The following is a 22,425-nucleotide window of genomic DNA, read 5'->3' as shown; positions in this document are numbered from 1 at the left end:
TTATTTGTCCGAGTTCATGGCCTCATGGGCTATATGTGCAAAACTCTTAATTTTAGGGTCCGGGTCATCAAGATATTGGGCAACTATATGTAGATATCTTGGTTCTTTTTGTTGTGCGATAAGATACAATACGGCAAGTTTGATCTTAAGGTCATTGCCCTGTAAAAGAAGTTTAAAACATTCTAATTCCGTTGGTATTTTATGTTTGATCTTTTGAAGCTCCTCTTCAGAAGAAATATCCAGGGCAGATTCCTCAATGATGGGTAGCAATCTACGTTTTAGCTCGCCGGTTAAAAGATTGTCCAAAAATTCTATGGCATTATGTTGCGCTTCTTGTTTCTGGCTCAGTAAACCTTCATAGGCAATAGCTACATCTTTTTGTTGATAACGTAATCCCAAAAGTTTAAAAATCCGTTCTAATCCAGAATCCAGTCTGCGTTCCAATAGCTCTAAAAGACTGGTGCGCGCATCTCTTTCTGCATCGCCAATTTCCTTTTTGGATTTATTTCTATTTCGATATGAAATAATGATTTGCGTGTGCATAGCGGATAAGGTTTGGTGATGCAGTTTGCATTCATCAAAAATGACCGATACCACCTTGTACTTATTAAATTTTAATTGCGGGTGCGTTGCCCGTATAGCACTTAATGCCCTCACTACTTCTAAACGAACCGTAAGGTCTTCATGGTTTAAAATGCCCAATAATTGATGTACGGCCTCCTTGGAATGGAAAGATTGCATTGCGGTCGGTATAAATCGTAATACGGATAAAGGTTGCCGGCGCTCTGCAACATGGTTCTTCAGTATAGGCAAAATTTGCTGACCGTATACATTAAAGGCTTCCAGTACTGTTGGTCTAAATGCCTTTTCTGCCAAAAGGGGAATAATGTGCTGTACCATTTCTGGATCGGTTGCCGTACCTATAGCCTTTATGGTGGTTTTCACGATTTCTTCATTTTCATGCTGTAAAAATGCAACCAACCTGTTGTGAAAAATGGGCAAGTTGGCAACTCCCAATATTTCAATTACCGATGCCACGTATGGCAGGTCTTTTTGGTCAGATACTATGGTTTTCAGAGCCAAGGATATACGGTCCAATAGTGAGTAGCGCTGTTTTAAAGAATAGTTGTTTTTTGCCGCTCTAGCCAAGCAATATAGAGCAGCGGTCGCAATACGCTCGTTTGAGTGTTCTAGATACGCATCAAATATGAACGATTTGTCTTTATGGGCAAAACTTAGAATATAGGCCAAAGTGGCAATAGTCAATTCACGGTCATCTATTTTCAATAATTCGGATACCTCTGCCGTCATACTTTTAGAATTTAAAAAGTATAGATTCTGTATAGCCGATAACTTCACTTTATTACTTGGGTGCTCTAACAGCAGCTCTACATCATCTGCGAATCTCTTGTCATTGATTTCCATCAATTTATCCAACATAAATAGAATTTGCTCTTCGGTACCGTTCTTAAAAACGGTGCGCATGCCTGTAACTACAGATACTTTGGTGTCCGTGACCTTCTTGGTTTTCTTATAAGAGTCGGTCAGTACTTCTAAATTGTTTCTAAACGTTTTGTAATATTCAATACGTACTTTATAAATAAAATAGAGCCAAAGACATACCAAAGCAATTATAAGAATGCCAATATAAAAAGAGGGTAGGTCCAGCCCACGCACCACGAATATTAAAAGGCATCCGGCAATTCCTGTAGCCAAACTATCCACCACCACATCAATAAATGATTTGGTCTTGTTTTTTAGTTCAAAAGGTAAGGGCAAGGTCAACAGTTCAGAGGCACTTTTGTGTATGGATTGTTTTAATATGCCATCCATCGCTTTAATGACTACAACAGCAGAAAGTTCAGGAAGCATTAAAAACAAAATACTACCACCAAATATACCAATGGGCAATAATAAGAGTGAAAACCCTACACCCCAAATGCCCACAATTCTATGGGTGAAAAATAGCTGAATTATCAGCGAAAGTAGATTAAACGTAGAAAACCAAAAAGCAAAAAATGCGGTAAGCTCATCGGCATCCGTAAAAGATGACGACGCAAAATCACTGAACAAATAATCTACCAATTTAGCGACTACGACACTCACGGCTACAATGCTGGCAATATAGGTGAGATGTTTGGATTTTAGTATGAGTTTTAAAGGCGGTTCACTAAGGTTGGTCGCAGATTTATGTTTTTTTACACTACCATTTTTTTTAACGCGGATGTTCCAAATATTTCGCAGAAGGGGAATGCAAAAAAATAAAAGCAGGGCGGCTACGAACATTAAGTTTTCATTGCCAATTATAGGGGCTAGAATAGAAGTTAAGTATCCACCAAAAATTCCACCAATAATGGCTCCCGATCCTATAAAGCCAAACAGTCTTTTAGCCTCACGAATATTGAACACCAAATTTGCCAATACCCAAAACTGAGAGGCGGATAAAACGGCATAAATGGCTACCCAGATATAGAAGAAATACAGCAGAACGCCACTCACTACCTCAAATGACAATAGAATTCCTAAACCGATCATGATAATAATGGAACTGATCAGGGTAATCTCAATTACTTTTTTAAGCGGATATTTTGAAACCGCCTTTGAGTAAAAATAAGAGGTGGCTACCGCCGTAACGGCAACCAATAAAAAGGCAAAGGGCAATTGCTCAACACCTAGTTCAGAAAGAAAAAGAGCGTTTACCGTAGGTTTTATGATCAGTAATACGGCTATGACCAAAAAAATGTAGGCGAGCATCCAAAGAGATACTTTGAACTCGCCTTCACGTACATCGAATATTTTTTTAATCAGTCTTTCTACCATCAAGAAATGGGCATCTGTATTCCAAGACCTAAAGTACTGGCTTTTTTAACACCTTTTCAATTGGTTTTACTAAATCTCTGATTATTTGTTCTCCATTGGCATCATCTATCAACGCAACCAAAATGTATCTTCTATTGCTGTCTTCGCCCCAAACCAATATGGAATCTGAATGATAGGTACGCCAAGAGCCCGATTTTCTGAACAACCTGGCATTGGGAGCGATCTTATCCAGTGTATTTACAAACTTATGGTGCAGTTCTGGATCTTCCATAATATCTAGCATTTGTTTGGATCGTTTTTCATTGACCAACTTACCGTTCGCCAACAGATAGTAATATCTACATACTTGGGTAACAGATGCGGCGTGACTCAGATTTTTTAAGGGCTCTCTGTTGGTTTCACCACCACTGCCGTAACGTTTGCCTACCCAAAGACCGCCTCCTTTTTGTTCATCATAAAAGGCATACTTGGGATCGCACATCACCGATTCTAATTTTTCATACCCCACGCGATCGATCATTCTTGTAGATGCGGCATTGTCAGATTTACTGATCATTAAACGCATATCTTTCTTTACTTCTGCAGTTTCCTTTAGTTCGCCTTTTTCAATAGCATCCATGGCCGCCAATAGAATGGCAATTTTAGGCAGGCTGGCAGCATACATCATATGGTTGCCGTTGACCCTTGCAAATCTCACCTTTTCCGGATTGCTCAGATCAACTAGTCCAACTGCCATTTTCTTTTGCACGATAAGATCGTTCCATTCTTGGTGAGAAGCCAGTTCATCCCTTAAATTAGTTTGCAGAGAACTGTCCAACAATTTTTGCAGGGGTTTGATCTTCGAATTGTCCATACGAAGTGGTAGCTCATTTTGTGCTTGTACTGCGGTACAGCATAGAAGGAAAAAAAGAAAAATAACAGGGGTTGATCTCATTGACGTTCGCTTATTTAAAAATGTAGTCAAAATTAGGTAAAGCACTCATTGGCCATATGTTAATTTTTGTGATTAGTGCATTTTTTAAAATCACCGTAAAATCAATATAAAGACATATATCGCATAAAATAGGGTGTTAATTTTTAAAATAATTTCGGATTAAATAGTACCTATGCGTCCCTTTTTTTGAGGGCAAATGGGTTAAAAATTTATATCTAATTTCAATAAAATAACTGTATCTTAAAAAATGGAATTTATACAGACTTATGAATCTTAAAGATGGCGTAAAAACGGCTGAGAACAAGGTGTCTACAGAGGCACGAAGGCTTAGTGATATGGTCAAGGATAAACGTAAATCTTTGGTGGATCGCTTAGAGTGCTTTGAAGATATTATAAGTTTGGAAGTAGGCGATACCGGTCTGCACCGTGCCAAGACTTTAGAACGTGAGTTCGATGTTCGTCAGCTTTATTTAAAATACGAAGGTGATAACCCTACTGGAACCCAAAAAGACCGTATTGCTTTTGCACAATTGTATGATGCGCTACGTCGCGAGTTTAGCGTGGTAAGCTTGGCTACCTGCGGTAACTACGGTGTGGCAATGGCGTTGGCATCGGACCTGGCGGGTATAGCTTGTAAGATTTATATACCGGAAAGTTATCATACCGATCGAGTGATAGAAATGGAAAGCCTAGGCGCCCAGATTATTCGTATACCCGGTAGTTATGAAGATGTGGTTACGGAAAGTTCAAGGTTGGCGGCAGAACATGGCTGGTATGACGCAAACCCGGGAGGAGCCAATACGCCGCTACAGATTTCTGCCTATGCGCAGATCGCACAAGAGATTTTTGAAGATTTGGGCGACGCCCCAAAATACTGTGCGGTACCCGTTTCTAACGGAACGTTGTTTGCAGGTATTTATAGGGGATTTGTAAATCTTTACAAAAGAGGGAAGACCTCGCGTATTCCTAAAATGATCGCGGCATCCTCTGCGCATAAGAACCCTATTGTGGAATCCTATTTGCAAGGTCTAGATCATTGTAAGGATCTTAATCCTGCTGCAATAAAAGAAACCAAATACAATGAGCCATTGATCAATTGGCACAGTTTTGATGGGGAAGAGGCGTTGTATGCACTTAAGGAATCTGAAGGGCATGCCTTTAACATAAGTGATAAAAAACTAAAGGAGATGACCTCTCTTTTACATAAAAAGGAAGGGTTCCGAATTTTACCTGCATCCACAGCGGGTTTGATCGGACTCTTAGAATTAGACGAAAAAATGAATTTTGAGCCTGACCGATTTGTGGCGGTGCTCACTGCAAAAAATTAAATATAAAAATGAAGAAAGTTATTGACGGTAAGGCACTGGTATATTGTGAGGGGGCATTTAATACGCCTAACGGTAAAACGGCACATGGGCTGGTTCGCTTTACCGAACGTTATGATGTAGTTGGTGTACTAGATGCTAAATATGCCGGTAGAGATGCCGGTGATGTTTTAGATGGCAGACCAAACGGAATCCCTGTTTTTAAAGATCTGGAAGCTGCTATTATAGCATTAACGGCCAGCGACAACTTGCCAAGTTATTTGGTGATAGGGCTTGCGCCAGATGGTGGTAGGTTGCCACAAGTTGCAAAAGCCACTATAAAAGCTGCGTTGCAACAAGGCTGTAATGTTGACAGTGGTTTGCATGATTTTTTAACGAACGATGCAGCATTGGTTGCATTGGCCAAAGAAAAGAATGTAAAGATCAGGGATATCAGAAAAACACCGGATCGTGATCAATTGCACTTTTTTACGGGAGATATCGAAAAAGTAGACTGTTTAAAATTAGCGGTTTTAGGAACGGATTCTGCCCTAGGTAAACGTACTACTGCCTGGATTTTGGTACATGCATTTAGGAATGCCGGTAAAAAGGCGGAAATGATAGGTACCGGACAAACCGGATGGATGCAAGGCGCTAAATATAGTATGGTGATGGATAGTTGTATCAATGATTTTGTATCGGGTGAAATTGAACATGCCGTGGTCAGTGCCTACAAGAATGAAGATCCAGATGTTATTGTCATAGAAGGGCAGGGGAGCTTAATGAATCCTGCTTACCCAGGCGGATTTGAAATTCTTGCTGCAGGTAGACCGGATTATGTTATTCTGCAACATGCACCAAAACGTTTGGAGTATGATGGGTTCCCAGGATATAAAATGCATTCGTTAGAAGAGCAGATCAAAGCCATACAAGTGATTTCGGGTAAAGAAGTAATTGCCATTACCGTAAATCATGAAGGCATGGAGAAAAGCGAAATTCTAGAGGTTTGCAAGGCAATTACCCTTGAAACTAAATTACCGGCTTTTGATGTATTGGAGTACGGCGCAGATGATTTAATTGCCATTTTGATGTCAAAATTGAAATGAGAATAACGAACATTTCTTTTGAGCGCTTAGATTTAAAACTCTCTGATCCTTACACGATCGCTTATGAGACTATAGATCGTACCAGCAACTTTATATTAAAAGTAGAGACCGATGGTAAAATTATAGGTTATGGTTGCGCAGCCCCAGACCCTGTAGTTACCAATGAAACTCCTGATGATGTTGCACATGCCATAGATAGCATTATTATACCGTATTTAAAGGGCAAGGATCCATTTACCTACGCGCTATTGCTTTTAGAACTTAAACAAGTATTGGGCAAACGGTCTTCTGCTTTGGCTATGGTAGATTTGGCATTATTTGATATCATGTCTAAAAAAGCCGAGGTGCCTTTGTACAAGTTTTTAGGGGGCTATCGCAATCAAATTGCTACCAGTATTACCATTGGTATTATGGGTGTAGACGAGACCTTGGCTCAAGCTAGTGAATTTGTAAAGCAAGGATTTGGCATTTTAAAGGTTAAAGGCGGTTCTAACCTTGAAGAGGATATTGCTAAAATGCGAATGATTCACGAAAAGTACCCGAATGTTGAATTACGGTTTGATGGTAATCAGGGCTATTCTGTAAAAGAATCGGTTGCATTTGTGAAGGCTACTGCAGCAATTGGGGTAGAAATTTTTGAGCAACCCACAAAAGTGGAGGCTGAAGAACGCTTGGGCGAAGTAATGGATCAGGTAAATGTGCCTATTATGGCAGATGAAAGTCTAAAAACATTGACCGATGCATTTAGATTGGCACAAAATGAACGGGTAGATATGGTGAATATCAAGTTACAGAAAGTAGGCGGTATTTGGGTGGGTATGCATATCAATTCCGTAGCCAAGGCAGCTAAATTAGATGCTATGGTGGGTTGTATAGATGAGTGCGGACTAGGTATTGCCGCAGGTTTACATTTTGCCCTATCTAGACCTAATATTAAGTATGCCGATTTAGATGGTCATTTAGATATAATCGATGATCCCTATCATTCCATTTTTAAATTGGAAAAGGGAATTTTATATCCGACCGAAAAACACGGTTTGGGTTTCTCTGAGTCGGATATTTAAAAGGATCTTGTTATTCTTCCAATTGCTCAATAAGGTTGGCAACTAAGGCTGTCCAACCTGTTTGATGCGATGCTCCCAGACCACGACCGTTTTCTCCGTGAAAATATTCGTAGAATAATATCAAGTCCTTAAAATGAGGGTCTTGGTAGTATTTTTCGTAGTTCTTGTTGATTGCCCTATTGCCTTTTTCATCTTTCTCGAACATGTGGATCAGGCGTTTGCTCAACTCATCGCTCACTTGTTTAAGGTTCAGGAGTTTGTTGCTCCCGGTTGGGTATTCAAAAAGGAAGTCATTACCGTCATACCATTGGTATTCTCGTAGTGCTTGAATGAACAGATAGTTCATGGGCATCCAAATAGGTCCGCGCCAGTTAGAATTTCCACCGAACAAGGGCACGGTAGATTCCGCCGGCTCATAATCAATGGAATATTCTATGCCGTCAATATGAATTTGATAGGCTTTCTCATGTACTTTAGATAATGATCGTATACCATATTCACTTAAAAATTCTTTCTCATCTAAAAGTGCGGTGACCAGTTTTTGCATTCTATCCTTAGGTACCAATGAAAGCAGTAGGTCACCATCTGCTTCGTATTGCTGTATTACCTCATATTTTAAGTTTTCTGCACGGTACTTTTTAAACCAAAGCACACTGGCCTTAAACTTAGGGAATTTATCCAACACACTTTTTTTAATGGTAAGTACTGCCGCTAGGGACAACATACCTGCAATAGAGCGTACTTTAATGGTGGTAGATTGCCCATTGGGCAAAGTCAACCTATCATAGAAGAAACCTTCTACATCATCCCAAACATTAGCCTTGTCGGTATCCATTTTGTTCAGGGCTTCTGCTATGAATACAAAATGCCCAAAATATTTTGTCGCCATGTCTTCATAGGTATCGTCATGTTCTGCAATACGAAGACTTATTTCTAGCATGTTTAAACTATATAGGGCCATCCAAGCGGTACCGTCAACTTGGTCCAAGAATCCACCGCCGGGCACACCATGGCTACGATCAAAGACCCCAATGTTATCCAAGCCCAAAAATCCGCCTTGAAAGACATTATTGTCATTTCTGTCTTGACGATTAACCCACCAGTTGAAGTTCAACGAAAGTTTGTTGAACATGCGTTTTAGGAACTTAATATCGGGTACACCTGTAATGGACTTATCGGTGCCGTAAATCTGTAATGTTGCCCATGCCTGTACTGGCGGATTTACATCACTAAAATTCCATTCGTATGCGGGAATTTGACCATTAGGAGCCATATACCATTCTTTGGTGAACAGCAATAATTGATCTTTGGCAAATTCAGGATCTATAGACGCAAAAGAGGCACAGTGAAAGGCAGAGTCCCACGCAGCGTACCACGGATATTCCCAAGCATCGGGCATAGAAAGTACATCGTGGTTTCTCAATGTTTTCCAATTGCTGTTTCTTCCGTTTTTACGCTGCTCTGGTGGTGGGGTGGTCTTGTAATCGCCTTCTAACCATTTTTCAACCTCGTAATTGTAGTATTGCTTTGTCCATAGTAAACCAGCAAAGGCTTGTTTTAAAATCGCCTTTCGATCATCAGTTGCTTTAGGAGCTATTTCCTCATAAAATTGGGCACATTCTTCTTGTCGTGCTTTAAAAATGGCATCAAAATCTGAAAATGGTGATTCCAGAGTTTCTTCGGTCAAACGAAGTTGAAAGGTTTTAGATTCACCGCCACCTATAATTTCTTGGTATAACGGTGCAAATTTGGTCCCGGAGTTATTTTTGGTGGCCAATTCAAAATCATTGTTGCAAACGGCATCATTAAATAAATCTTTTTTATATGGGTGGTCGTTTGTATCGCTATAAACCTTTTTTCTGTTGGTTTCATTTTCGGTAAAGAACAACTGTGCCGCTTTTTGAAAATACAGATTGTAGCTGCCCACATAAGGGTGGTCTATGTGTACAAAAGGATTTGTTTTGGTCCCTTTTTTAGTAATAACAGGCTTTCTGGACATTTCTTTAAATGTCCAGTGATTTCGCATTACCATTTGTGGTAGTAAGGTTATGGGCGCTGCTTGGTTGCCTCTGTTGGTAATGGTGATTTTTATGAGGATATCGGTTTCGTCTCCCTTTGCATATTCGGTACTGACATCAAAATAGGTGTTGTCGTCAAAAATACCGGTATCCAATAGTTCGTATTCCAATTCTTTACGATTTCGTTTTTGGTTTTCGGTTATGAGTTGGTTGTATGGATACGCCTTCTGCGAGTACTTGTACAAGTACTTCATATACGAGTGAGACGGTGTATTCTCTAAATAATAGTAAAGCTCTTTTACATCTTCGCCATGATTACCTTGCGGACCCGTTAACCCAAATAGGCGTTCTTTTATAATGGGATCTTTTCCGTTCCATAATCCTATGCTAAAACACATGTTGCAATAGCGGTCGCTAATACCTGCAATACCATCTTCTCCCCAACGAAAAGCGCGACTTCTGGCATGATCATGTGGAAAATAGTTCCAGGCATCGCCACCGGCACTATAATCTTCACGCACCGTTCCCCATTGGCGTTCACTTAAATAGGGTCCCCATTTTAACCAGTCTTTTTCTTCTTTTTGTTGTTGGGTTAAGCGGATTTTTTCAGGGTTGTTCATGTGTTTTGGAGGATTTTATAACTTTCTTATAAATAGTAAATGGATTTTAAGATAACTGTTAATTTTTTGAATGTATATTGTGGAATACATGTTATTATTTTTTAATGTCAGTTAGTCTTTTTATATAGTCGAAATCTAATTCCTCTAATAAATTAATTTTTCCAGAGGTTGCACTTTTGATTACGATATCAGTCTTTTTTAAAGTTTCAATCATTGGAATAACTTTTGAACTATAATTATTGTAAAAACGAATTATATCACCACGACAACATGGAATTTTATATCCACTTTGAGAACTTGTTATCAATATTTTATTTTCTCTTAAATTGCCAATTACTTCTTTACTAAAGATTCGTTTAGTAATATGAATATTACGAACCCTTATTCTATCTATTATTTCATCTGAATAGATATATTCATGAGGGTCTTTCTTAAATCTATAGACTAAATAGTTCAAGCATATTAATTGATTTTTAATTTCAATAGCTGGATTATCTGAATTTATATGAATGAAATTCTTGATTTTAAAGAATATAAAATCGACTAGTTCTTTATTGAATTTTTCGTCTTCTAATTCAATATTTGAGTATTTATTTCGAGGGTTTTCCGGCCATTCTCTTAGATGTAGAATATGCTTGTCAAGAATCTTTAAAATCTCAGGACTTCTTGGGTTAAATTTTTTTGGGTCATAGCACCGAGATAAACTACCAGCAATAAAATCCGCTAATTGTATTAGTGGTTCATCTTTACTATCACAGAATTCGAACATTGGTCCTCTAAATAATTCTGTTTGATTGTGGTTCTTTTCAACATAATCAACGAAGCCATCCATGAATTTTTCAGAGCCGTGATTGTCTGAAATCAATTTTAAATAGGGATAATAATCATATAGCTCTCGGTCTAATAAACCATTGACATATTTATAAAAAGTGTTTCTAAATTGTAATCCACTATCTTCAAAAACTTCTCTTTTATCAACTATGATACTATAGATTTTAAAATTAAGTTTAGAAATATCCTTTATAAATTCAATTCTTTTATCAAAATCTTTAAAGGCTTTAGCACTAGATTTAATTTCAGGTGCTCTAGTATGTTTTGCTGCGATTTCAACAAATTGTTCTCTAGTTGTATCTACTGAATATTCATCTAAAATAATTGCGGTTACGATAAAGAATGTTGAAACACCATCTTTTGTAAAATGAATACTTTTATCACCTGATTCGTCAATAAACCCTATTTTGTCACTCAAATTTTTATTGTTAAGAGATTAAGGGGGAGTATATCATTAAAATCTTTTTTAAACCGCTCGTTGTACCACTTCAAAAACCTTATTGGCATCGCATTTAATAGTTTTAGAAGGGAATTTTAATATCAACGCATAATCATGGGTGGCCATTAAAATGGTTCTCCCGGATTTATTGATTTCCTGTAAAACCTTCATCACCTCTACACTGGTTTGTGGATCAAGGTTTCCGGTTGGCTCATCGGCAATGATGAGCTCGGGGTCGTTCAATAAGGCACGGGCAATGGCAATACGTTGTTGTTCTCCACCAGAAAGCTCGTGCGGAAATTTAAAGCCCTTGGTTTTCATACCTACTTTTTCAAGTACGTTTGCTACCCTTGCATCCATCTCGGCTTTATCCGTCCATCCGGTAGCTTTCAAAACAAAGAACATGTTCTGGTTAATATTGCGGTCTGGCAATAATTTAAAATCCTGAAAGACAATACCCAGTTTTCTACGTAAAAATGGAATATCCTTTTCCTTTAGCGTCTTAAGATCGAACTCCACCACATGCCCTTCGCCCTTTTGCAAAGGCAAATCGCCATACAGGGTCTTCATAAAACTACTTTTACCGCTACCGGTCTTACCAATGAGGTAAACAAATTCACCTTTAGCGATTTTTAAACTAACTTCACTAAGTACCAAGCTCTCCTTTTGAAAGATAGCCGCATCTTTAAGTTCTAAAACAATCTCTTCCATAACGCAAATGTTGATATAAAAGTAATAAGTTCCATTAGATATTAGAGTCCCCATGTTCAAATTCTTTTCTTTTGTATGGGTATTGCACATACTTAGGTACAATTTTTGCCGTTATCACATGTGATAACGGTAATTCTAAATAGTAACAGAACACTATGCTTAAACAATTCACCGCTTTTATTCCAATGGTATTGGGTTTGGTAGCTTTGGGCACGGCCCAAGAGACAAAGATCTATACCCATGAACAGAAAGCATTTCAAGACGCGCTAGCGCTATACAACAACGAACAATATCAAGCGGCACAAACTATTTTTGATAAGGTCAAAGTGTCAACAAAAGATGAGGAGACCGCTGCCAACAGTGCCTATTATTCTGCCAACGCGGCAGTGCGCTTAAACCAGATGGGTGCCGATAGGTTGATGGAAGATTTCGTTGAAAAATACCCTACGTCCACTAAACGTAATTCTGCTTATGCCGATGTGGCGGAGTATTATTTTCAAACAGGAAAATATCCGTACGCCTTAAAATGGTACAACAAAGTAGATCAAAGTTCTCTTTCTCGTGGAGAGATGGATAAGTTCAACTTCAATTATGGGTATTCTTTATTTTCGTCTCGCAAAACAAAAGAGGCTGAAAAATATTTGGAGAAAGTAACGACCTCTCAGGTTTACGGTTCACAGGCAAAATATTACTTAGGTTATATTTCTTATCAGCAAGATGACTATGAAACCGCAAACCAGCGTTTTGATCAAATTACGGATCAAGATGTATTAGAGGAAAAGTTGAGTTATTACCAAGCTGATATGAACTTTAAGCTGGGTAAGTTTGAAGAGGCTATTGCATTGGCAAAAAAGCAATTGCCAAAATCTGACCGACGTGAAGTATCTGAATTGAACAAGATCATTGGGGAAAGTTACTTTAACCTAAAGCAGTATGAAAACGCCATACCTTACCTTACGGAGTATAATGGTAAAGGCGGCAAATGGAGCAATACCGATTATTACTATTTGGGCTATGCCTATTATAAAGGTGGTGATTATGCGAATGCCATTGCCCAATTCAACAAAATTATTGGAGGTACCAATAGTGTTGCACAAAATGCATACTACCATTTGGCAGAATGTTATTTAAAGTTGGATAAAAAGCAGGAAGCTCTGAACGCTTTCCGTAATGCATCTCAAATGGATTACAGTGCGGAAATTCAAAAAGATGCATTCTTAAATTATGCACGTTTAAGTTATGAAGTGGGTAATGCCTATGAGCCGGTACCGCAAGTAATTACCAATTATTTGAAAACCTATCCTAAAGATGAGCATCAAGAAGAGATGCAGACCTTATTGGTGGATTCATACATTACCTCAAAGAACTTTGAAGGTGCCATGCAATTGTTGGAGGAGAATAAAAACTACGCCAGTAAATCGGTATACCAAAAAGTAGCTTATTATAGAGGTATTGAGCTTTTTATGGAAGACGATTATAATGCGGCTTCAGAGAATTTTTCCAAATCATTGGGCAGTCCGGAAGACATGTTGTTCAAGGCCCGTGCCGATTATTGGAAAGCGGAATCCGATTATTTGTCCAACCGTTTTGATGATGCGGTAAAAGGGTATACGGCATTTAAGAACAACCCGTCTGCACAAAGTACGGAAATGTATACCGATGTTGATTATAATTTGGCATACGGATATTTTAAGCAGAAAAATTATAATGAGGCCATTACCTATTTCAACGCATTTACGTCTGACGGAAATGCCGATGTAGAAAAATTAAATGATGGTTACCTACGTTTGGGCGATAGTTATTATGCGACCAGTAAATACTGGCCTGCCATAGAAACATACAATAAAGCTTTGGCTTTAACAGGACCTGAAAAAGATTATGCCTTCTACCAAAAAGCAATGAGCTATGGTTACGTGGACAGAGGTGCTAGCAAAATTGAAAACCTAGAGGAATTTGTAAGCAAATTTCCTAGATCAAGCTTTAGGGACGATGCTTTGTTTGAACTGGGTAATACGTATGTAGCCCAAGGCCAAGAGAGCAAAGGTCTAGAGGCCTATGATCGTTTGATCAGTGAGTATAGGGCTAGTTCATTGGTGCCACAGGCATTAATGAGACAAGGTTTGGTCAATTATAACGCCAGCAGAAATGAGGCTGCATTGGCTAAATTTAAAACCGTGGTTAGAGATTTCCCAAAAACGCAAGAGGCTATACAGGCGGTTGCTACGGCAAAATTGGTCTATGTGGATATGGGGCAGGTAAACGAGTATGCCGAGTGGGTACGCGGATTGGATTTTGTTGAGGTGACCGATGCCGAATTGGATAATGCTACTTTTGACGCTGCCCAAAAACAGAACTTGGAGGGTAATGTTGATGCCGCTATTAAAGGGTATAAGAATTACATTCAGCAGTTCCCAACAGGTTTACATGCCGTAGATGCCAACTTCAGTTTAGCTCAATTATATTTTGGAAAAGGAGATAAGGAAGCTGCTTTACAGTATTATAAATATGTGGCGGATAGAAGCACGAGCGAGTATGCAGAGCAGGCATTAACACGTGTATGCGAAGTTTATATCTCTAAAGACGATTACCAGATTGCATTGCCATATTTGTTAAAATTGGAGAGTCAGGCGAATATTCAGCAGAACAGAACTTTTGCGCGTTCCAATTTAATGAAAGGATATTACAAGCAAAAGAACTATCCAAAGACATTGGAATACGCGGATAAGGTATTGTCTACCCCAAGTATTGACGACAGAATAAAGAGCGATGCGCATATAATGATCGCCAGATCGGCCATTGCTACAAATGATGAGGCAAAGGCTAAAGCGGCCTATGTAGAAGTTTTAAAAATAGCTTCTGGTGCCACTGCTGCAGAAGCATTGTATTATGATGCTTATTTTGAGCATAAAGACGGTGCTTACGAAAATTCAAATGTAGCGGTTCAAAAATTGGCTAAAGATTATGCGGCGTACAAAGAATGGGGCGGTAAAGGTTTGGTGTTAATGGCTAAAAACTATTATGCCTTAAACGATGCCTACCAAGCAACCTATATCTTAGAAAGCGTAATAACCAACTTTACGCAATACCCGGAAATTGTTGCCGAGGCTAGAGCGGAATTGACCATCATAAAGTCAAAAGAGGCCAAGAGCAATTCATCTGTAGATCCTAATTAAAAGATTCACGTACACCAGTAAAAGAACACCTATGTACAACAAACATATATTTACGCTTATATTTTTAACGCTTGGCTTTCAAGTTACCTTTGCTCAAGAAGAGGAAGAGAAAGATTTGGGTACGGAAACCGTAACGGTAACCAAAGCCTACACGCCAACCGTTTCAGATGCTTTTAAAATTAAATCGGTACCAAACATGAACGATTCTATCGTTCTTCAGAAAAAACCGATCAATTACAGCATATTTTCCGTTCCGGTAGCATCTACGTTTACGCCTTCTAAAGGAACGGCATCTAAAGTAGAAAAATTACCTCCTCCGGTATTATATAATTCATATGCTTCATTGGGCGCCGGATTGTATGGTAATGTTCTGGGCGAATTTTATACGAGTAGAACTATAAATAGAGATGAGAATTTTGATATTGGTTTCAACCATTTGTCTTCTCGTGGTGGAATCAACGGTGTAGAGCTTAACGATACCTTTTATGATACCAGGTTAGATGCATCGTATGCAAAAAGAGATAGGGATTTAGATTGGGGTGCGGCCATTGGGTTGCAACATCAAGTGTATAATTGGTACGGTATTGAACCCGGTGTGTTCAGTGAAACGGTTATTAATAGTATTGATGAACGTCAAAATTATTACATGGGCGAAGTAAGTGGTCACATAAACGTGGAAGATGCTTATTTTAAAAGGGCCGATTTAAAGTATAGAAGATTTTTTGATGCCGTAAGTTCCGGTGAAAACAGGGCAATTTTCAATACCGGATTTGAGTTTCCAATGAACGAAGAAACCTTTAATGCTAAAGTAAAGTTGGATTATGTTGGAGGTACATTTGAAAATGCCAGTGTTAGTAGTGCTGACAATGATAATGGTATTTCTTATGGCAATTTACAGGTAGGTATAAATCCGTCTTTGACCATGTTGCGTGATGATCTTTCCTTGAATTTGGGAGTAAATTTGGTCTACGGAATGGACTTGGAGAACAGTGAAAGTAATTTCTATATCTATCCGGCAGTAACGGCTTCATATAGGCTGTTAGATGAAACCGTAATTGCTTATGGTGGGGTAACAGGGGAGTTAAAACAAAACTCGTATTATGATTTTGTAGAAGGTAACCCTTTTGTTTCGCCAACGTTGACCATTGCGCCAACAGATAGCCAGTACAATGCCTATGTAGGTTTTAAAGGGCAGTTATTACCTAATTTAAGCTATAATGTTAAAGGGTCATATACCGCCGAGAACAATAAACCTTTGTATACTTTAAATCCGAGAAACGATTTTAGGTCAGATGATAAAGGATATTACTATGGTAATTCATTTGGTTTGTTTTATGATGATATAAAGACCTTGGGTATTTTTGGGGAGTTGAATGTAGATGTTAACCGTAATTTTACCGCAGGTGCAAATATTGAGGTTTACGATTATAATACGGAAACGGGCAACCCTGCATGGAACCTTCCAAATTTACAGGCTTCATTGTTTATGGATTATCAAATAGGTAAAAAATGGTATGCCGGTGTTAACTTGTTCTATGTTGGTGAGCGTGAAGATTTTTCATCCACGGTAGTACAAAATGCACAACCAAGTGAATTTCCCGCAACCCTTATTACTTTAGATGGGTATTTTGATGCCAACGCCCATGTTGGATATCGTTATACAGATCAATGGTCGTTCTTTATAAAGGGAGCCAACCTTTCAAATAACGATTATCAACGTTGGTCTAACTTTCAGGTACAAGGAATTCAAATTTTAGGAGGCGCAACCTATAAGTTCGACTTTTAACAACAATTCATTTATAAATGACAACGCCTAAGTGTCGGATGCTTCTGATACTTAGGCGTTTTCGGTTTTAGTATATTTTTAACACACTAAAACAAACCTCAAATAGTTCACTTCGTAAGTATGGGCAATTCAACTATTAAACCCAATATAAATTATGAAGAAATCTATTTTTTATTTAGCAATACTTATAGGTACCCTTTTCATTGCTTCTTGCAGTGATGATGATGACGCCATCGTAGATATGAATCCAGATGCCACCTGTGATGATGGAGTAATGAACGGTGATGAAACCGGTATTGATTGTGGTGGTTCTATGTGCGAACCTTGTGGAGACGGAATGACCGTTTTAGGACGTAGAACTGATCTTTTTGTTACCAATAACGAAAACGGAAACATATCAAGATATAGCGTTACCGGAGATTCTTTGGTTACATATATGACCACAACTACGGCTGCAGAGGGTATTTATTATGATGCTACGGCCGATATGGTCTATCAGGCATCTAGAAGCGATTTGCAATTAGAAGCATTTGCGGACATTAATACATTAATTGATGGTGATGCCATTACTTCTTCCTTCACAGGAGCGGCAGATTTAGAAAGCCCAAGAGAATTAGCGGTAAACGGAAGTTCTTTTGTAGTGGCCGATAATGGGTCTAACAAATTCTTTGTATATGAAAATACAGGCAGCGGATTTACACTGATGAATACCGTTGAAGTACCGTTCCCGGTTTGGGGTATTACTTTTAAAGGTGATGATTTATACGCTGTTGTTGATACTACGGGCGACTTGGCAGTTTATTACGATTTTCTTTCTAACGCCAACTCGGCTATTTTAAGACCTTCTAAAAGAGTTACTATTGAAGGTATTGTAAGAACACACGGTATTACTTATGATGGTACGGACGATGTTATGGTATTGACCGATATTGGTGATGCTACAGATGCAAACACAGATGGTGGTTTTCATGTAATTTCAGAATTCTCATCAAAATTCGATGCATTATCAGATGGTGAATTATTACCCATAGGAATGCAGGTAAGAGTAGCGGGTTCATCAACTTTAATGGGTAACCCTATTGATGTTGCCTACGACTCTGAAACCGATGCAGTATATGTTTCTGAAATAGGAAATGGAAAAGTATTAGGATTTACCTCTATAGGTTCTGGTGGCGATGTGTCTCCGTCTTTCAACAAAGATTTGGCAATGGCTTCATCTATTTATTTCAGTAGTGATGAAACAGATGGTAACACAGGAGATTCTAGTGACGCTAGGGCAACAAGATTATATGCGACGAGTACTGCCAATGGTGATGTAAGTATTTATGACGGTTCTGGTATGCTAACTAAAACTGTTGCCACAGGATCTGATGCTACAGAAGGTATTTATTATGATGCTTTTAATGATGCTATAATACAGGCTTCAAGATCTGGCTTGGCGTTGGAGTTTTATGGTAGTTTTTCTGCTGTAACCGATCTTGCAAATATTGCTGCGGATTTTTCAGGTAGTGCGGAGTTGGCCAGCCCTAGGGAAATTGCTGTTTTTGGTAATAAGGTGGTAGTGTCAAGTAATTCGGAAAATAAGTTCTACGTATATGAATATAACGGTTCTAGTTTTAGTTTGTTGAATACTTTTGATGCCGGTTTTAACACTTGGGGAATTACTTTTATGGGCAATAGCTTATTGGCTGTAGTAGATAACACAAGTGATTTAGCTGTGTATGACAATTTCTTGACCGCTTTTTCCGCTGATGGTGCTATTACACCAACAAAAAGAATTACGGTAGACGGTATTGTAAGAACACACGGTATAGATTATAGCGAAGCTGATGATGTGTTGGTGATGACGGATATAGGAGATGCTGCAGATGCCAATACAGATGGTGGTTTTCAAGTAACCCAAGATTTTGCGGCTAAATTGGCAGCAATAAATGACGGCGGTTCATTGGCCTTGTCCGAGCAAACAAGAGTTGCCGGTTCTTTAACCGAAATGGGTAACCCAATAGATGTAGCTTACGACCACAAAACAAAAACAGTGTTCATTGCAGAGATAGGAAACGGTAAGGTACTTTCCTTCTCAGATGCTTTAAATGCTAGTGGTAATGTTGCTCCAACGGTTAGTAATGATCTTGCTTCTGCTGCATCAATTTACTTATACAACAATTAAAGGTTAAAGTAAGGTTAAAGTAAGGTTTGGTTTTTATTGTTAGTAAGGCCCTTCTTTGAGATGAGAAGGGCTTTTTTTATGCGTAGAATTTGGCAAAACGGCCATATTTTATCTTTTCTGTATTTTAGGGAAACTATTTAATGCGCATGTTAACTATAAGACCATATCTAAATCTTCTGCTTTTGCTTGCGCTGTGCAAACCATTTTTTTTAGCGAGTCAGAATTTGGTATTGAACCCTAGTTTTGAAAACTATAAGGAATGTCCCGTTGCATTGGGCAATTTGGAAAAAGATGTGATACATTGGAAAATGCCCACTAAAGGGACTACGGATTATTTCAATGGTTGTAGTATAGACATGGGTACTCCAGAGAATTTTAATGGTAAACAACCTGCAGATTTCGGTGAAGGCTATGTCGGATTTTATATGTACGCCCCCAATGACTATCGTGAGTATATTGAAGCACAATTAAGCGCTACGTTGATAAAAGGCGAACGCTACACAATTTCTTTTTATGTTAGCCTGGCGGAACGATCAGACTTTGCGGTCAAGGAATTTGGTATCCGTTTTACCGAGCTTCCTGTTGAAGTTGCTACGAGCAAGGTTTTGTCTGGCTTACATTATGCCCAACTAAAAGGAGAGAAATCCAAAGAGCTAGTAATATCCTATTCCAAATACTATTCCGATGAAATTAAGTGGGTGAAATTGACCACCACCTATGAAGCCAACGGAACCGAAAACTTTATGGTCATCGGTAATTTTAAAAACAATAGGCGCACACAGAAATATCAGACCAAAAGGGAAATAACAAAAGGTTCTTACTATTATTTAGATATGGTCTCTGTGCACAATGTGAACTCAGAACCGTTAAGTGATCATGTTCAATTAAGAGAATACAAGTTAGACAGTATTCATGTTTTTAAAGATGTGTATTTCAATTCTAACAAAGCTAAGATAAGAGGAGACCATCAACTGGAAATGGAACTATTGCTTTCTTATTTGAAGAAAAATTCTACTGTTCATATTGAAATACGTGGACATACCGATGATATTGGCTCTGATAGTTTTAACCAAAAATTGTCAGTAAGACGTGCAAGCGAAATCGTTGGCTATTTGACTGAAAACGGAATAGGCATAAATAGGATATCCTCCATAGGTTTGGGTAGTTCAATGCCAATAGCCACCAATAAAACGGAAGCCGGTAGATTTCTCAACCGGCGTGTAGAATTTGTACTTCGTAATCCTAATTAATAATCTGAATATTCTGTTGGGTACAATAGGTGAATATCTGCGTAACTAACAGTGTTTTGGTATTTGTCTAACACAGAAATTTCCTTCCATTTATCGGACGATCCAAAATCTTTCCAAAGAGCATCTCTTTCTTTCATGTTGTTAAATGTTGTCATATACATGAGATTGGGCATCTTATCTCCAGAAATGACATCGGCATAAAAAACCGCATTAAAACCTAAATTTTCAAAAAGTTTCACTTCGCCGCCCTCGTTGAACATATCTACCTTTCTACGGTACATGGCTTCTGTTGGTCCTTCGTAACTTCTAAGTTCATATACTCGGTTTGCTCGTGGACCATCTACCGTGCTGGGTTTCATTTTTGGCATATCGGAAAATGCACGTAACAACACTGAGCTGATGCGTTCATAAGGTTTGTTGTCGTGCGCGGCATTAATATATTCATCACCCGCGGATAAATGGGTTTTATCTACCGCAAGCATAGCTTCTAATTTATTGAACTCCGCCAAGGATTGAAACGGAATTAATACGTAGATTTTATTGCTTATTGTAAACTTGCCGGGTATTACCTTAAAGACACCAATATTGTTGATTCCCATTCTTTTTAACGCTGGTAGGTAGGCATTTTTTAGGTAATGGTCTACCATATTTTCTTGAGTATCGTTCTTTATGGTATATGTTTTTAGTTGGTAATATTCCTGTTCTTGTGCAAAACTTGTAAATGAGCCGCAAGTGATAAAAAACAATAAAACGATTGATAGCGTAAACCTATACTTCATGAAATTTGAATTTGGATTAAAACAACAAGTTAATGATAAAATGAACGATTACGATGCTGTACTTTTGTACCAGTATAGTTTCTATGGCCAATATTTTTCAAAAACCGCTTATTGATCCAGCCAAGAGCCCTGTGTTTTATGGCTACGTTATTCTTTTCATAGGTACTATTGGGATTTATTGTAGTATACCCGGGCAAACTATTGGTGTCTCTGTCTTTACCGATCCCGTGAAAGATGCCTTGGGGCTTAGCCGTAATCAATTTAGTAATGCCTATATGATCGGTACCATTGTCAGTTCCTTGGTCATTGGTAGGGCAGGTGTTTGGTTTGATACCTATGGGGCGCGTTATGTAGCTTTCTTTGCTGCCATAACTTTGGGTGTTACTTTATTCTTGTGCTCTTGGTCTGCAATAATGAGTTCTTATATAAAAGATTTATTATCGGTAGATACTTGGATGGTGCCCTTTGTATTAATGACCGTATTGTTCTTTATGCTTCGTTTTGCGGGTCAAGGGGTTTTGACCATGGCATCTAGAAATGTAATTATGATATGGTTCGATAAAAACAGGGGTAAAGTCAATTCATTTAGTAGTGTGGCACTTTCCTTTGGGTTTTCTTCTTCACCTTTATGGGTAAATGGGCTTATTGAAGGTTATGGATGGGAAAGTACTTGGCAATTTTTAGCTATTGGGCTTTTACTGTTCAGCATATTTATTTACACTTTCTATAAAATTTCTCCAGAGAAGCATGGTCTATTGCCAGATGGTGCAAAGTCACTTTCAACTGAAGACGAAAAACAAAAAGTAGTTACAAAGCAGTTTACCCTTACCGAAGCTAAAAAGGAAAGGGCTTTTTGGATGTACGGACTTACACTTGCCTTTAACAGCTTTTTTATTACGGGACTTACCTTTCATGTGGTGTCTATTTTTACACATGAAGGTTTTGCCAAGGAAGATGCCATTTCTATTTTCTTGCCAGGATCTGTAGTAGCGGTTACCGTCTCTACTATATTCAATTTTTTAAGTGATTATCTACCTTTGAAATTGTATTTGTATTTAATGTTATTGGGTGGTTTTCTGGCTTCTTTAGGGTTTTTATTGTTGTCTACAGCTGTTGGCGTACCTATGTTAATTGCCGGTTTTGGTATCCTGGGCGGATTCTTTGCCGTTTTGAATGCCGTAGCTTGGCCAAGGTTTTTCGGGAGGGCACATTTGGGGAGCATAACCGGTAAAATAATGAGTTTTTTAATATTGGCAAGTGCCTTGGCGCCTAGTATATTTAGCCTTTGTCTATCAACCTTTGGGTCTTATGAAATGGTTGGTTATTTGGGTTTGGCATTCCTGCTCTTTCTGGTTATTGGATCCTTGAAAGCTAATAATCCGCAGTAAAAAAATCATTTTTAACTTTATCGGTCAACATATTG

The 22,425-nt window shown here is 38.5% G+C and carries 14 protein-coding genes; 8 read left to right on the top strand and 6 right to left on the bottom strand.

Annotated elements, in window-relative coordinates; all coding sequences use genetic code 11:
* Entirely contained in the window at window positions 1-2,820 is a 2,820-nt protein-coding gene (locus tag I600_RS06695) for an Npt1/Npt2 family nucleotide transporter (RefSeq protein WP_058103686.1), read from the bottom strand.
* A gap of 28 nt (window positions 2,821-2,848) precedes the next feature.
* Window positions 2,849-3,754, bottom strand: coding sequence for a serine hydrolase (locus I600_RS06690; RefSeq protein WP_058103685.1), 906 nt, complete (start codon window positions 3,752-3,754; stop codon window positions 2,849-2,851).
* Window positions 3,755-4,020: 266 nt separating this feature from the next.
* On the opposite strand from I600_RS06690, the gene I600_RS06685 reads away from it, so the two are divergent.
* The 3 genes from I600_RS06685 to I600_RS06675 are packed head-to-tail and all read left to right on the top strand — an operon-like array spanning window position 4,021 to window position 7,228.
* On the top strand, window positions 4,021-5,082 hold the full coding sequence (locus I600_RS06685) for a pyridoxal-phosphate dependent enzyme (RefSeq protein WP_058103684.1): 1,062 nt from the start codon (window positions 4,021-4,023) through the stop codon (window positions 5,080-5,082).
* A gap of 8 nt (window positions 5,083-5,090) precedes the next feature.
* Entirely contained in the window at window positions 5,091-6,164 is a 1,074-nt protein-coding gene (locus I600_RS06680) for a DUF1611 domain-containing protein (protein WP_058103683.1), read from the top strand.
* Entirely contained in the window at window positions 6,161-7,228 is a 1,068-nt protein-coding gene (locus I600_RS06675; RefSeq protein ID WP_058103682.1) for a mandelate racemase/muconate lactonizing enzyme family protein, read from the top strand. Before I600_RS06680 ends, I600_RS06675 begins: the two co-directional genes overlap by 4 nt.
* Window positions 7,229-7,238: 10 nt before the next feature.
* Here I600_RS06675 and I600_RS06670 read toward each other — a convergent pair whose 3' ends face one another.
* The 3 genes from I600_RS06670 to I600_RS06660 all read right to left on the bottom strand — a co-directional run bounded on the left by I600_RS06670 (window position 7,239) and on the right by I600_RS06660 (window position 11,847).
* Window positions 7,239-9,866 carry an MGH1-like glycoside hydrolase domain-containing protein gene (locus I600_RS06670; RefSeq protein WP_058103681.1) on the bottom strand — a complete coding sequence of 876 codons (2,628 nt, stop codon included), beginning with the start codon at window positions 9,864-9,866 and terminating at the stop codon, window positions 7,239-7,241.
* Window positions 9,867-9,960: 94 nt separating this feature from the next.
* A complete protein-coding gene (locus tag I600_RS06665) occupies window positions 9,961-11,115 on the bottom strand; it encodes a DUF3800 domain-containing protein (protein WP_058103680.1) in 1,155 nt (384 codons plus the stop codon).
* Between the two features lie 48 nt (window positions 11,116-11,163).
* Entirely contained in the window at window positions 11,164-11,847 is a 684-nt protein-coding gene (locus I600_RS06660; RefSeq protein WP_058103679.1) for a cell division ATP-binding protein FtsE, read from the bottom strand.
* 155 nt (window positions 11,848-12,002) lie between these two features.
* On the opposite strand from I600_RS06660, the gene I600_RS06655 reads away from it, so the two are divergent.
* The 4 genes from I600_RS06655 to I600_RS06640 all read left to right on the top strand — a co-directional run bounded on the left by I600_RS06655 (window position 12,003) and on the right by I600_RS06640 (window position 20,223).
* A complete protein-coding gene (locus I600_RS06655) occupies window positions 12,003-15,020 on the top strand; it encodes a tetratricopeptide repeat protein (RefSeq protein WP_058103678.1) in 3,018 nt (1,005 codons plus the stop codon).
* Between the two features lie 31 nt (window positions 15,021-15,051).
* A complete protein-coding gene (locus tag I600_RS06650; protein WP_058103677.1) occupies window positions 15,052-16,806 on the top strand; it encodes a TonB-dependent receptor in 1,755 nt (584 codons plus the stop codon).
* A 154-nt stretch (window positions 16,807-16,960) separates the two neighbouring features.
* Window positions 16,961-18,973, top strand: coding sequence for an NHL repeat-containing protein (locus I600_RS06645; RefSeq protein ID WP_058103676.1), 2,013 nt, complete (start codon window positions 16,961-16,963; stop codon window positions 18,971-18,973).
* Between the two features lie 146 nt (window positions 18,974-19,119).
* Window positions 19,120-20,223 (top strand): OmpA family protein, encoded by a 1,104-nt coding sequence (locus I600_RS06640; RefSeq protein ID WP_167342533.1) that lies wholly within the window; start codon window positions 19,120-19,122, stop codon window positions 20,221-20,223.
* Here the strand turns inward: I600_RS06640 and I600_RS06635 are convergent.
* On the bottom strand, window positions 20,220-21,002 hold the full coding sequence (locus tag I600_RS06635) for an NIPSNAP family protein (protein WP_058103674.1): 783 nt from the start codon (window positions 21,000-21,002) through the stop codon (window positions 20,220-20,222). The genes I600_RS06640 and I600_RS06635 overlap by 4 nt on opposite strands.
* 53 nt (window positions 21,003-21,055) lie before the next feature.
* Here I600_RS06635 and I600_RS06630 point away from each other — a divergent pair, with 53 nt between their 5' ends.
* Window positions 21,056-22,390, top strand: a complete 1,335-nt coding sequence (locus tag I600_RS06630; RefSeq protein ID WP_245188853.1) for an MFS transporter — start codon at window positions 21,056-21,058, stop codon at window positions 22,388-22,390.
* Window positions 22,391-22,425 lie beyond the last annotated feature (35 nt).

This window comes from Maribacter dokdonensis DSW-8 (genome assembly GCF_001447995.1).
Classification (GTDB): domain Bacteria; phylum Bacteroidota; class Bacteroidia; order Flavobacteriales; family Flavobacteriaceae; genus Maribacter; species Maribacter dokdonensis.
The sequence above is the reverse complement of the archived record's forward strand: the minus strand, read 5'-3'. Positions and strand labels throughout refer to the sequence as shown.

Bases quoted from the DNA above. Each gene is read 5' to 3' on its own strand.
- I600_RS06695 (WP_058103686.1), bottom strand. From the start codon at position 2,820: ATGGTAGAAAGACTGATTAAAAAAATATTCGATGTACGTGAAGGCGAG.
- I600_RS06690 (WP_058103685.1), bottom strand. From the start codon at position 3,754: ATGAGATCAACCCCTGTTATTTTTCTTTTTTTCCTTCTATGCTGTACC.
- I600_RS06685 (WP_058103684.1), top strand. From the start codon at position 4,021: ATGAATCTTAAAGATGGCGTAAAAACGGCTGAGAACAAGGTGTCTACA.
- I600_RS06680 (WP_058103683.1), top strand. From the start codon at position 5,091: ATGAAGAAAGTTATTGACGGTAAGGCACTGGTATATTGTGAGGGGGCA.
- I600_RS06675 (WP_058103682.1), top strand. From the start codon at position 6,161: ATGAGAATAACGAACATTTCTTTTGAGCGCTTAGATTTAAAACTCTCT.
- I600_RS06670 (WP_058103681.1), bottom strand. From the start codon at position 9,866: ATGAACAACCCTGAAAAAATCCGCTTAACCCAACAACAAAAAGAAGAA.
- I600_RS06660 (WP_058103679.1), bottom strand. From the start codon at position 11,847: ATGGAAGAGATTGTTTTAGAACTTAAAGATGCGGCTATCTTTCAAAAG.
- I600_RS06655 (WP_058103678.1), top strand. From the start codon at position 12,003: ATGCTTAAACAATTCACCGCTTTTATTCCAATGGTATTGGGTTTGGTA.
- I600_RS06650 (WP_058103677.1), top strand. From the start codon at position 15,052: ATGTACAACAAACATATATTTACGCTTATATTTTTAACGCTTGGCTTT.
- I600_RS06645 (WP_058103676.1), top strand. From the start codon at position 16,961: ATGAAGAAATCTATTTTTTATTTAGCAATACTTATAGGTACCCTTTTC.
- I600_RS06640 (WP_167342533.1), top strand. From the start codon at position 19,120: ATGTTAACTATAAGACCATATCTAAATCTTCTGCTTTTGCTTGCGCTG.
- I600_RS06635 (WP_058103674.1), bottom strand. From the start codon at position 21,002: ATGAAGTATAGGTTTACGCTATCAATCGTTTTATTGTTTTTTATCACT.
- I600_RS06630 (WP_245188853.1), top strand. From the start codon at position 21,056: ATGCTGTACTTTTGTACCAGTATAGTTTCTATGGCCAATATTTTTCAA.